The organism is Kitasatospora sp. NPDC058170 (genome assembly GCF_042883905.1).
Classification (GTDB): Bacteria; Actinomycetota; Actinomycetes; order Streptomycetales; family Streptomycetaceae; genus Kitasatospora.
On the sequence record NZ_JBHVUV010000043.1, the window covers coordinates 39898 to 51294 of the forward strand.

General features: G+C 72.5%; 12 protein-coding genes. 9 read left to right on the forward strand and 3 right to left on the reverse strand.

Translation table 11 applies throughout. The features are described 5' to 3' along the window. Positions 1-8: 8 nt before the first annotated feature. Entirely contained in the window at positions 9-1265 is a 1257-nt protein-coding gene (locus ACFVVX_RS34430; RefSeq protein ID WP_387951581.1) for an MFS transporter, read from the reverse strand. Positions 1266-1394: 129 nt separating this feature from the next. Between ACFVVX_RS34430 and ACFVVX_RS34435 the strand changes: the two genes are divergently transcribed. Together ACFVVX_RS34435 and ACFVVX_RS34440 are read left to right on the forward strand one after the other, a co-directional pair. After that, the gene (locus tag ACFVVX_RS34435; protein WP_387951583.1) at positions 1395-2552 is read left to right on the forward strand and encodes a ferrochelatase; all 1158 of its coding nucleotides are present in this window, start codon (positions 1395-1397) and stop codon (positions 2550-2552) included. A gap of 26 nt (positions 2553-2578) precedes the next feature. Further along, positions 2579-3388, forward strand: coding sequence for an inositol monophosphatase family protein (locus ACFVVX_RS34440; RefSeq protein WP_387951585.1), 810 nt, complete (start codon positions 2579-2581; stop codon positions 3386-3388). 163 nt (positions 3389-3551) lie between these two features. On the opposite strand, the gene ACFVVX_RS34445 is transcribed toward ACFVVX_RS34440, so the two are convergent. Beyond that, a complete protein-coding gene (locus ACFVVX_RS34445; protein WP_030301315.1) occupies positions 3552-3737 on the reverse strand; it encodes a hypothetical protein in 186 nt (61 codons plus the stop codon). A 441-nt stretch (positions 3738-4178) separates the two neighbouring features. Between ACFVVX_RS34445 and ACFVVX_RS34450 the strand changes: the two genes are divergently transcribed. From ACFVVX_RS34450 to ACFVVX_RS34465, 4 genes are all read left to right on the forward strand, one after another. Next, on the forward strand, positions 4179-4832 hold the full coding sequence (locus tag ACFVVX_RS34450; protein ID WP_387951587.1) for a response regulator transcription factor: 654 nt from the start codon (positions 4179-4181) through the stop codon (positions 4830-4832). A gap of 104 nt (positions 4833-4936) precedes the next feature. Then, positions 4937-6265, forward strand: a complete 1329-nt coding sequence (locus ACFVVX_RS34455; RefSeq protein WP_387951589.1) for a sensor histidine kinase — start codon at positions 4937-4939, stop codon at positions 6263-6265. A 253-nt stretch (positions 6266-6518) separates the two neighbouring features. Beyond that, positions 6519-7502: an acyl-ACP desaturase gene (locus ACFVVX_RS34460; protein ID WP_387951591.1), complete on the forward strand. Its 984-nt coding sequence runs from the start codon at positions 6519-6521 to the stop codon at positions 7500-7502. Positions 7503-7985: 483 nt separating this feature from the next. Then, on the forward strand, positions 7986-8285 hold the full coding sequence (locus ACFVVX_RS34465; RefSeq protein ID WP_073924890.1) for a DUF4193 domain-containing protein: 300 nt from the start codon (positions 7986-7988) through the stop codon (positions 8283-8285). Positions 8286-8581: 296 nt separating this feature from the next. Here ACFVVX_RS34465 and ACFVVX_RS34470 read toward each other — a convergent pair whose 3' ends face one another. Continuing rightward, on the reverse strand, positions 8582-9031 hold the full coding sequence (locus ACFVVX_RS34470) for a DUF3093 domain-containing protein (protein WP_387951593.1): 450 nt from the start codon (positions 9029-9031) through the stop codon (positions 8582-8584). A gap of 202 nt (positions 9032-9233) precedes the next feature. On the opposite strand from ACFVVX_RS34470, the gene ACFVVX_RS34475 reads away from it, so the two are divergent. From ACFVVX_RS34475 to ACFVVX_RS34485, 3 genes are all read left to right on the forward strand, one after another. Further along, entirely contained in the window at positions 9234-9806 is a 573-nt protein-coding gene (locus ACFVVX_RS34475; protein WP_387951603.1) for a PaaI family thioesterase, read from the forward strand. After that, entirely contained in the window at positions 9803-10270 is a 468-nt protein-coding gene (gene dut, locus ACFVVX_RS34480) for a dUTP diphosphatase (RefSeq protein ID WP_387951595.1), read from the forward strand. Before ACFVVX_RS34475 ends, dut begins: the two co-directional genes overlap by 4 nt. Before the next feature lie 69 nt (positions 10271-10339). Further along, positions 10340-11143 carry a DUF3710 domain-containing protein gene (locus tag ACFVVX_RS34485; RefSeq protein WP_387951597.1) on the forward strand — a complete coding sequence of 268 codons (804 nt, stop codon included), beginning with the start codon at positions 10340-10342 and terminating at the stop codon, positions 11141-11143. The last annotated feature ends 254 nt before the right edge of the window (positions 11144-11397 follow it).

Below are 11397 nucleotides of genomic sequence, written 5' to 3' on the forward strand. Positions count from 1 at the left end.
TAGTCAGTTCACCGTTCGAGGTCTACGGTCTGCGCGGAGTCCTGTCCGGCCTCGGCGGAGGACAGACCGGCCCGCAGGCGGCCCAGTCCGACCAGGGCGGTGAGCACGCCGAACGCCCCGGCCGTCACCGGGACCCAGTATCCGGCGGGGGCGCCGGCCGCGTCCACGACCCAGCCGCCGGCCGAGGAGCCGACCGCGACGCCGAGGGCGAGCCCGGTCGTCGTCCAGGTCATCCCCTCGGTCAGCTGGGAGGCCGGGACGAGCCGCTCGACCAGGGCCATCGCGGTGATCAGGGTGGGGGAGATGGCGATACCGGCGACCAGCAGTGCGGCGCCGACCGCGATCAGCCCGCCGACCCCGTGCACCGACTCGGCCACCAGCAGCAGCGGCGCCATGCTGAGCGCCATGAACAGGACGCCGCCGAAGAAGCGGCCGGCCATCGAGCCCTTGAGCTTGAGCGTTCCGAACACCACGCCGGCCACGCAGGAGCCGAGCGCCCAGAGGGCGAGGACCACGCTGGCGACCGGCTTGTGGCCCTGGGCGTCCGCGTAGGCGACGGTGACGACCTCGACCGAGCCGAAGATCGCGCCGGTGGCGACGAAGGTCAGGATCAGCACCTGCAGGCCGCGGTTGAGGATCACCGAGCTGCCGGCGTGCCGCGCGGCCGGGTGGACCGGGGGCTCGGTGGAGCGCTGCCCGGCGAACAGCACCACGCCCACCGCGAGGAAGACGCCGGCGAGCAGCACGCCGGCCTCCGGGAAGACGGCGGTGGCCAGCCCGATGGAGAGGATCGGACCGACGATGAAGCAGATCTCGTCGACCACGGCCTCGAAGGAGTACGCGGTGTGCAGCTTGGGCGCGTCGTCCCGGTAGAGGTGCGCCCAGCGGGCCCGGACCATCGCGCCGGTGCTGGGCATCACGCCCATGCCGGCCGCGAAGACGAACAGCGTCCAGTCCGGCGCCTCCAGCCGGGCGCAGAGCAGCAGCCCGACCGCGGCGACGACGGTGACCGCGGTGGCGGGCAGGACGATCCGGCGCTGTCCGTGGCGGTCCACCAGCCGGGAGACCTGCGGCCCCAGCACCGCGGCGGACACCGCCAGCGTCGCCGAGACCAGGCCCGCGACCCCGTACGAGCCTCTCAACTGGGAGAGCATGGTCACGATGCCGATGCCGGTCATGGAGATCGGCAACCGGGACACGAATCCGGTGGAGGAGAAGGCCAGACTGCCGGGGGCGGCGAATATCTGGCGGTAGCTGGACAGCACGGGAGCTCCGTCGGGAGTAAGGAACGAGGCTGGCCCACACAGCTTACGTACCTTGGCAAACGGTATTTTCCGGACACCCGGCGCGGCCCCGCCCACGCCGTCCGGGCCCTCAATGGCAGGATCGGTCCCATGTCCGACGTGCGCAATCCCTCACCCCCCGGCGCCGGTTCCGCTGCGACGAAGCCCTACGACGCCCTGCTTCTGCTCTCCTTCGGCGGGCCCGAGGCCCCCGAGGACGTCGTCCCGTTCCTGGAGAACGTGACCAGGGGCCGGGGCATCCCGAAGGAGCGGTTGAAGGAGGTCGGCAAGCACTACTTCCTGTTCGGCGGGGTCAGCCCGATCAACGAGCAGAACCGGGAGCTGCTGGCCGCGCTGCGCAAGGACTTCGCCGAGCACGGCCTCGACCTGCCGGTCTACTGGGGCAACCGCAACTGGGCGCCCCACCTGGTCGACACCCTGCGCGAGATCGCCGCCGACGGGCACCGCCGGGTCGCCGTCCTCGCCACCAGCGCCTACGCCGGGTACTCCGGCTGCCGCCAGTACCGGGAGAACCTCGCCGACGCGCTCGCCGTGCTCGCCGAGGAGGGCCTGCCCGAGCTGCGGGTGGACAAGCTGCGGCACTTCTACAACCACCCCGGCTTCGTCGAGCCGATGATCGACGCCACCGTGACCGCACTGGCCGCACTGCCCGCCGAGGTCCGGGACGGCGCCCGGCTGGCCTTCACCACCCACTCCATCCCGGAGGCCATGGCCGAGAGCTCCGGGGCGCCCGACGACCCGGCCCGCGGGCGGCCCGGCGGGGCGTACGTCGCCCAGCACCTCGACGTCGCACGGCTGATCGCCGCCGGCGTCGCCGAGCGCACCGGGGTCGCCGACCGCCCGTGCGAGCTGGTCTTCCAGAGCCGCAGCGGGGCCCCGCACACCCCGTGGCTGGAACCCGACATCTGCGACCACCTGGAGGCCCAGCACGCCGACGGCGCCCCGGCCGTGGTGATGGTCCCGATCGGCTTCGTCTCCGACCACATGGAGGTGAAGTACGACCTGGACACCGAGGCCGTCGCCAAGGCCGCCGAACTCGGCCTGCCGGTCGGCCGAGCCGCCACCGTCGGCGCCGACCCCCGCTTCACCGCCGCCGTCCGCGAACTCGTCCTGGAGCGGGCCGCCGCCGAGCGCGGCGAGGACCCCGCCCGCTGCGCCCTCGGCCGGCTCGGCGCCGGCCACGACGTCTGCGCGGTGGCCTGCTGCCCCAACCCGCGCGCCCCGCGCCCGGCCGCCGCCGAGCGCTGACCCCTTCCCGTCCTCCGGAGGACCCCGTGCCCACCGTGCCCAGCCCCGAACTGCTCGACGAACTGCTCGACGTCGCCCTGGACGCCGCCCGGCAGGCGGGCGCCCTGCTGCGCGACGGCCGCCCGGCCGACCTGGGCGTGGCCGACACCAAGAGCAGCCCGGTCGACGTGGTCACCGAGATGGACCTCGCCTCCGAGAAGCTCGTACTGGAGCTGATCACCCGCCGCCGGCCGGACGACGGCTACCTCGGCGAGGAGGGATCCGAGCGCCCGGGCACCAGCGGGGTGCGCTGGGTCGTCGACCCGCTCGACGGCACCGTCAACTACCTCTACGGACTGCCGTCCTGGGCCGTCAGCGTGGCCGCCGAGCTGGACGGCCGGGTGGTCGTCGGCGTGGTGTACGCCCCGGTGCGCGGCGAGCTGTTCCACGCGGTGACCGGCCGCGGCGCCCACCTGGACGGCCGGCCGGTCGCCGTCCGCCCGGCCCCGCCGTGGGGCCAGGCGCTGATCGGCACCGGCTTCGGCTACGTGCAGTCGGTGCGGGTCCGGCAGGCCGAGGTGCTGCTCGCGCTGATGCCCGAGGTGCGCGACATCCGGCGCGGCGGGGCCGCCGCCGTGGACCTCTGCGACGTCGCCGCCGGGCGACTGGACGGCTACTACGAGCGCGGCCTCGCCCCCTGGGACCGCGCGGCGGGCTGCCTGATCGCCGCCGAGGCCGGCGCCCTGGTCGGCGGCCGCCCCGGGCACGGCCCGGACGGCGAACTGACCGTCGCCGCCGCCCCCGGCGTCTATCAGCCGCTCCAGGACCGCCTGGCGGAGCTGCGCGCCTGGGCCTGACGAGCCCGGGCCCGACGCGGCCGCCCCGACCCCGCCGGTACCGTCCGGGCGGGGTCGGGGCAGCGAAGAGCCCTGGCATGCGGGAGATGCCAGGGCTTGGGGTTTCGCACGGCCCCCACAGGGCCGCTGGTGCCGGGAGGACCGGCGTCGGGTCGGTGGGCGGTCAGGCAGCGGTGCGGTGGCGCTCCAGTACCGTGTCCACGCCGTGTTCGGCGGCGAGCCGGCGGAGGTCGTCCAGCTCGGACTGCTCCACCTCGGCCAGGAATTCGTCCCCGGCCTCGATCGCGCGGTGCAGGTCCTGCTCGGCGTTGGCTATGCGCTGCAGGATTCCGGCGGTGAAGGCGTCCATACGGGCCCCCTTACTGTGTCGGACGTGCACGTTCGTGCGTCCCCCGCCCCGGGACGCGGTGGTCAGCGGACGCGTCCGAGCCGGCAGGTGGAGATCTCCGGTCGGGCGCGGAGACGGCCCGTGGCCGCTCCCGGTGACGCCCCAGCCCCAGGGCCGGCGCGGATGAACGCACGGCGGGTGGGTGCGATCGGCCGATGGCCAGATCGCGGGTGTGCAGCTGTCCTCCCCGCCCCGGGGTCGGGGAAACCTCCCCGGGCGAGAAAGTTGCCTGTGTCACAGTCCAAGCGGACTGTTTCCGGCACGAACCGTGGGCGGGACCGCCCGCGCACCCGTGCCTCCGGGGCAGCTTATCGCTGCTTTACCGCAGGACCAGGCAGGATGGAGGCACCGTCGGAGCCGCGCGTCCGTTTCCGGGGCCGGCCTGGAGAAGGGACAACGACCGTGCGGGTTCTCGTCGTCGAGGACGAGCAGCTGCTCGCCGAGGCTGTCGCCACCGGCCTGCGCCGCGAGGCGATGGCCGTCGACGTGGTGTACGACGGGGAGGCCGCGCTCCAGCGCATCGCGGTCAACGACTACGACGTGGTCGTCCTCGACCGCGACCTCCCCCTGGTCCACGGCGACGACGTCTGCCGCAGCGTGGTCGACCAGGGCCTGGCCACCCGGGTGATCATGCTGACCGCCTCCGGCGACATCAGCGACCGGGTCGAGGGCCTGGAGATCGGCGCGGACGACTACCTTCCGAAGCCGTTCGCCTTCAGCGAACTCGTCGCCCGGGTAAGGGCGCTGGGCCGCCGGGCGACCGTCCCGCTGCCGCCCGTCCTGGAACGCGCGGGCATCTCGGTCGACCCCGGCCGCCGCGAGGTGATCCGCGACGGCCGGACCGTCCAGCTGGCCCCCAAGGAGTTCGCCGTCCTGGAGGTGCTGATGCGGGCCGGCGGCGCCGTCGTCTCCGCCGAGCAGCTGCTGGAGAAGGCCTGGGACGAGCACACCGACCCGTTCACCAACGTCGTGCGCGTCACCGTGATGACGCTGCGCCGCAAGCTCGGCGACCCGCCGGTGATCGTCACCGTCCCCGGGTCCGGCTACCGGATCTGACCGGATCCGACCGGAGCCACCAGCCGAACCGCCGGATCCGCCGGATCCGCCGGATCCGCCCGTGCCGCGCCCGCCCCCCCGGCGGACGCTCGGAGAGGACAACCATGACCACCCCGCCCCCGGCCGGCGGGCCCTCCGGCGCGCCCGCCGGCGGCCCGCGAGCCGTGCCGCCCAGGCCCGCCGCGCCCACGTCCGTCCCGCCCAGACCCGCGCACCCGCCGCGTGCGCCCCGGCTGGACCAGGCCTCGGACGAGAGCTATGTCCCGGGCGACGGCATGCTCGCCTGGCTGCCGTTCCGCCCGACCATCCGGATCCGGCTCACGCTGCTCTACGGCGGGATGTTCCTGATGGCGGGCGTGGTCCTGCTGCTGCTGATGTACTTCTTCGTCCGGCAGGCCCTGCACGACGTCCAGCCGCCGCCGTTCAAGTTCGACGGCGACATCTACGTCAACCGCGTGCCGATGACCTCGGACCAGTTCAACCAGGTCATCGCCAACAGCCACGGCCTCAAGTCCAACGCGGCCCTCAACACCCTGCTGCGCAAGTCCCTCACCGTGCTGGTCTGCCTCGCCGTGATCGCCTTCGCGGCCGGCTACGCGATGGCCGGCCGGGTGCTGCGCCCGCTCGGCCGGATCACCCGCACCGCCCGCGAGGTGGCCACCTCCGACCTGCACCGGCGGATCGAGCTGGACGGCCCGGACGACGAGCTCAAGGAGCTCGCCGACACCTTCGACGACATGCTGGACCGGCTGGACCGCTCCTTCGACTCCCAGCGCCGCTTCGTCGCCAACGCCTCGCACGAGCTGCGGACCCCGTTGGCGATCAACCGCACCCTGCTGGAGGTCCAGCTCTCCGACCCCGCGGCCTCGCCCGACCTCCAGCAGCTCGGCAAGACCCTGCTGGCGACCAACGAGCGCAGCGAACAGCTGGTGGAGGGCCTGCTGCTGCTCGCCCGCAGCGACAACGAGCTGACCGACCGCCGCGCGGTCGAGCTCTCCGAGGTGGCCGCCCGTGCGCTGGAGCAGACCCGGGCCGAGGCCGGCAAGCGGGAGGTCGAACTGCGCGCCGAGCTCAACCCGGTCGCCGTCTCCGGCAACGGGATCCTGCTGGAGCGGATCGCGCTCAACCTGCTGCAGAACGCCGTGCGCTACAACGCGGCGGACGGCTGGGTCGAGATCACCACCGCCGAGGTGCCCGGCGGCGGCGAGCTGGTGGTCTCCAACACCGGCCCGGTGGTGCCCGGCTACGAGCTGGAGCACATCTTCGAGCCGTTCCGCCGGGTGAAGGGCGCCGACCGCACCCGCAGCGACAAGGGCGTCGGACTCGGCCTCTCCATCGTCCGCTCGGTCGTCCGCGCGCACGGAGGGGTCATCGAGGCCACCCCGCGCCCCGGAGGCGGCCTCACCATGCGCGTCCGCATTCCGGGCGCCTGACCGGCCCCCGGGGCCCCCACACGCCCCGCCACGCCCTTCGGGGCGCCCTGCACTCCGTGCGCTCCGTGCGCCGACCATCCCGAGCCGCCCCCGCCAGGCCCGTCAAGACGACATAAGGCCTGGCGGGGGCGGCTTGTCTTTTCCGGTCCAGTAAACTTACGGTGTCGTAACCTACGCAACCGTAAGTGCGTCCTCCGACGTGCCGCCCTACGCGCCGGTCCCAGCGCGTGCCCGTCCCCCAGGAGCAAGACTCGTGACCATCGCCCCCGTGCAGCGCACCGCCTCGCCCGGCTCGAGCACCTGGACCGACGCGCGGCTGATCATGGCCCTCGAAGAGGTCGTCGAGCAGGAGCTCAACCGCCACCTGAAGGTCGCCAAGGACTGGATGCCGCACGAGTTCGTCCCGTGGAGCCAGGGCCGCGACTTCGACGGCGTGCTCGGCGGCGAGGCCTGGGCGCTGGAGCAGTCCCAGGTGACCCCGCTCGGGCGGGTGGCGCTGGTGGTCAACCTGCTGACCGAGGACAACCTCCCCAGCTACCACCACGAGATCGCCACCATGTTCGGCCGCGAGGGCGCCTGGGGCACCTGGGTGCACCGCTGGACCGCCGAGGAGGGCCGGCACGGAATAGCCATTCGCGACTTCCTGCTCGCCACCCGGGCCGTCGACCCGAACGAGCTGGAGCGGGCGCGGATGAGCCACATGTCGGAGGGCTTCGAGTCCGACAACGCGCACAGCATGCTGCACTCGGTCGCGTACGTGGCCTTCCAGGAGCTCGCGACCCGCATCTCGCACCGGAACACCGGCCACTTCGCCGGCGACCCGCTCTGCGACCAGCTGCTCGCGAAGATCGCCAACGACGAGAACCTGCACATGGTCTTCTACCGGAACCTGCTGAAGGCCGCCCTGGAGATCGCCCCGGACCAGGCCATGCGGGCCGTCTCGGACGTGGTCACCCAGTTCCGGATGCCCGGCCACGGCATCCCCGGCTTCGAGCGGGCCGCCGTCCAGATCGCCATCGGCGGCGTCTACAACCTGCGCATCCACCACGACGACGTGCTGCAGCCGGTGCTGCGCCACCTCAGGGTGATGGAGATCGGCGGCCTCGGCCCGGAGGGCCTGCAGGCCCAGCAGGAGCTCGGCGCCTTCCTCGACGGGCTGGACACCCAGGCGACCAGGTTCGACGAGCGCCAGGCCGCCCTGCTGGCCCGCCGGGCCGCTCGCGAGGCCGCCAAGTAGGCGATTCGCGGCCCGTGTCCGGGGCTGTTCCGGTTGGGTGGATTTTCCGCGATTTGCCCCGGAAGATTCAGAACGTGACCAAGGTCACACCGCGTGGCTCCGTGGGTTGGTATGCTCTCGGAGCGTGATCATGATTCCGGAGCCCCCGGTTGCCGTCCGTGATCGGATCGGCGGCCGGGGGCATCCTGCTGGGTTGACGGATGCCCCTGGTGGGCAAGGGAATGGGCAGGCGGCCGCAGGGCTTCCGATCACTGTGAGTGTCCGCCGGCGAGGCTGAGCCGGAGGCCGGCGATGGCCCAGCGTGAGGCCCTTCGAGCCCGATTCGATCACCCCGACGGACCCCTGGCTGAGTGTCGATTGAGTAACAGGGCTTGAAGTAAGGCAAAATCTCCGCCTCGGGTCGGGCACAAGACCGACCCCCCATGCGTTACGTGCGCTGGAGATACCGCACACACCGCACAACCCGGAGGGGGAGAGCGAAAAATGGCAACGGACTACGACACCCCGCGCAAGACCGATGACGACCTCAACGAGGACAGCATCGAGGAACTGAAGGCTCGGCGGAACGAGAAGAGCACCAGCTCGGTGGACGTCGACGAGTTCGAGGCTGCGGAAGGCCTCGAACTCCCCGGCGCCGACCTCTCGAACGAGGAGCTCTCCGTCCGGGTGCTGCCGCGCCAGGCCGATGAGTTCACCTGCATGAGCTGCTTCCTCGTGCACCACCGCAGCCAGCTGTACAGCGAGAAGAACGGCAACCCGATCTGCCGGGACTGCGGCGCCTGAGCACCTGGGCGGCCATGGTCCGGGTCTCGCGGCCTCCGCGAGTCCGGCACACCGCCCCTTCCGGCCCCGGGCAGCGGGGCCGGACGGCAGTTTCGGCGGACGCCGAGGCGGACGCACCGGCAGTACGTGGTCACGCAGGACCGGCGCAGCACGCAGTGCCGCGCAGGGCAGTAGGCAGTACGCAACACGCAGTACGGAGTGTCTGGGACGGTCCCGCGAAGGCGGAACCGTCCCTCTCCGTTTTCCGGGCCCGTACGGGGCTCTCCGGGGCGCGTACGGGCCCGAGGGGGCGGGGGTCAGGCCCGGGCGCCGCGGCGGGCCTCGTCCAGCGCCTCGGCCAGCCTCATCGGCGACCGGGTCGAGAGGTAGAGGTACGGCGTCGGGTCGGCCGGGTCGCTGACCTCGACCCGCAGCGCGGTCGGGACGTAGCTGCGCAGCAGCATGAAGGCGCGCGGATCGGACTTCGGTCCGCGCCAGGCCACGGCCTCGGCCGGGCTCAGCGGGTGCGCGGTGCCGAGGGCGTCGACCGGGATCCGGGCCGTGCCGGCCACCAGGGAGCCCTGCACCACCCGGATCCGCGCGGAGCCGTAACTGCTGATCGCGGCGGCGCCGGCGGCGATGCCGACCACCAGCCCGACCAGCGCGCCCACCGCGCTGAGACGCAGCAGGATCAACGCGAGCGTGAGCCCGATCGCGACCGGGAGCAACCACCAGGAGCGCGGCACGGTGAGGCGTTCGTCGTACATGCCCCCATTGTGGGCGCCGCAACGGACGGCACGGGACCGCACCCCCGCCGACCCGTCGGCTACCGGTCGGTAGGGTGCTCCCGTGACCGGTTCCATAGCCTCTCCGTCCGTGCCGTCGGCCGCGCAGTCGTCGGTCCCGCAGGCCCCCGCCGCGCAGGCTCACGCCCCGCAGGCCCCCGCCGCCCCGCCGGAGGCCGTCCGGCTGTCGCCGACCTCCCCGCCGCCGGAGGCCGTGCTGCCGGCCCGCGCCCCGGAGGCTCCGGCCCCGGGCACCCGGCTCGGCTCGCACTACGAGCACTGCTTCGGCTGCGGCCCGCAGCACCCCGGTGGCCTGCGGATCGACGCGGTGGCCGGCGAAGGGCTCGACGTCACCGCCGAGTTCACCGTCGGCCCGGAGCACCAGGGCGGCCCGGGCCTGGCCCACGGCGGCCTGCTGACCACCGCGATGGACGAGACCCTCGGCACGCTCAACTGGCTGCTGCACGCCCCCGCCGTCACCGGCCGGCTGGAGACGGACTTCCTCTGCCCGGTGCCGGTCGGCTCGGTCCTGCACCTGAGCGCACGGGTCACCGGCGTGCACGGCCGCAAGATCTACAGCGCCGGCGAGGCACGCATCGGTGGACCGGACGGACCGGTGGCGGTGCGCGCGCAGGCACTCTTCATCCAGGTGAAGCTGGAACACTTCACCAAGCACGGTCGTCCCGAGGACATCGACAAGGTCCTGGACGACCCCGACCTGATGAAGCGCGCCCGAGCCTTTGAGGTGAACCCTTGAGCACCACCCCCCGTCCGCCGGTGGACGTCCTGATCAGGCGAATCGACGCCGAGCTGCCGCTGCCCGAGTACGCGCAGCCCGGTGACGCGGGAGCCGATCTGCGGACCACCGTCGATGCCGAACTGGCCCCCGGCGAGCGGGCCGTCCTGCCCACCGGCGTGGCCATCGCGCTGCCGGACGGCTACGCGGCCTTCGTCCACCCCCGGTCCGGGCTCGCAGCTCGTTGCGGAGTTGCTCTGGTGAACGCCCCAGGGACGGTCGATGCCGGGTACCGTGGAGAGATCAAGGTGATCGTCGTCAACCTGGACCCGCGCGAAGCCGTCAGCTTCCGCAGAGGGGACCGGATCGCCCAGCTGGTCATCCAGCAGGTCGAGAAGGCCCGCTTCCACGAGGTGGCCGAACTTCCCGGGTCGGCACGCGCCGAGGGCGGGTTCGGGTCGACCGGTGGCCACGCCGCGGTCTAGGCTGCCCGCGGCCTCGCAGGAAGCCGAGCAGGTATTCGCATCGGTCTTGGACCGGGAAGGACAGTGACCGTGTTCCGTCGTCGCCAGAAGAGCGAGGACGCTGTCGAGCAGCTCGCCGACGACGCCATCAGCGCCGACGAGACGGCCGATGACGTCGAAGGTTCCGCCGAGAGCGAGAACGTGACCGAGCTGGACCCGACGGACCGGGTCGGTCTGCCGCCGGCCCCGCGTCCGGACGGCCCGTGGGACTTCTCCGAGCTGGAGAATCCGGAGGAGGGCCGCGTCGACCTCGGGGGCCTGCTGGTTCCCGGTGTCGAGGGCATGGAACTGCGTGTCGAGGTGGCCGGCGACTCGATCGTGGCCGCGACCCTTGTCCTCGGCAACAGCGCCATCCAGCTCCAGGCCTTCGCCGCCCCGAAGTCCGAGGGCATCTGGGGCGAGGTCCGCGAGGAGATCGCCAACGGCATCACCTCCCAGGGCGGCATCGTCGAGGAGGAGGAGGGCCCGCTCGGCTGGCACCTCCGCGCGCAGGTCCCCGTACAGCTCCCGGACGGCACCCAGGGTGTTCAGCTGGTCCGCTTCGTCGGCTGCGACGGACCGCGCTGGTTCCTGCGCGGTGTGATCTCGGGCCAGGCCGCCGTGCAGCCCGAGATGGCCGGAATTCTGGAGCAGGTGTTCCAGCAGACGGTCGTCGTGCGCGGCGAGATCCCGATGGCGCCTCGCGACCCGATCGTGCTGAAGCTCCCCGAGGACGCGCAGATGGTCGCCGACGGTGGCGGGGCAGCCGCCGCTGCCGGCGAGGGTGACGGCCGTTTCGGCACCACCGCGCTCGACCCCTTCGCCCGCGGCCCGGAGATCACCGAGGTCCGCTGAGCACCTCGATCGCCCCCGCCCGGAAGCCCGGGCGGGGGCGATTTGCTTGTGACGGTCCCGTCCCCGTACAGTTCCGGAGTCGCACCGAGAGGGGCGGCGGAAAGCAAGTCCGATGAATGAAACTCCGGAAAACGGAGCGGAAAACATCTGATAAGCTTCAAACACGAAAGAACGAAGCGCCCGGAGGGCCTGCTGGAAGGCAGACCGAAGGAAGTGTCCGTTCCTTGAGAACTCAACAGCGTGCCAAAAGTCAA

Bases quoted from the DNA above. Each gene is read 5' to 3' on its own strand.
- ACFVVX_RS34455 (WP_387951589.1), top strand. From the start codon at position 4,937: ATGACCACCCCGCCCCCGGCCGGCGGGCCCTCCGGCGCGCCCGCCGGC.
- ACFVVX_RS34465 (WP_073924890.1), top strand. From the start codon at position 7,986: ATGGCAACGGACTACGACACCCCGCGCAAGACCGATGACGACCTCAAC.
- ACFVVX_RS34435 (WP_387951583.1), top strand. From the start codon at position 1,395: ATGTCCGACGTGCGCAATCCCTCACCCCCCGGCGCCGGTTCCGCTGCG.
- ACFVVX_RS34470 (WP_387951593.1), bottom strand. From the start codon at position 9,031: ATGTACGACGAACGCCTCACCGTGCCGCGCTCCTGGTGGTTGCTCCCG.
- ACFVVX_RS34445 (WP_030301315.1), bottom strand. From the start codon at position 3,737: ATGGACGCCTTCACCGCCGGAATCCTGCAGCGCATAGCCAACGCCGAG.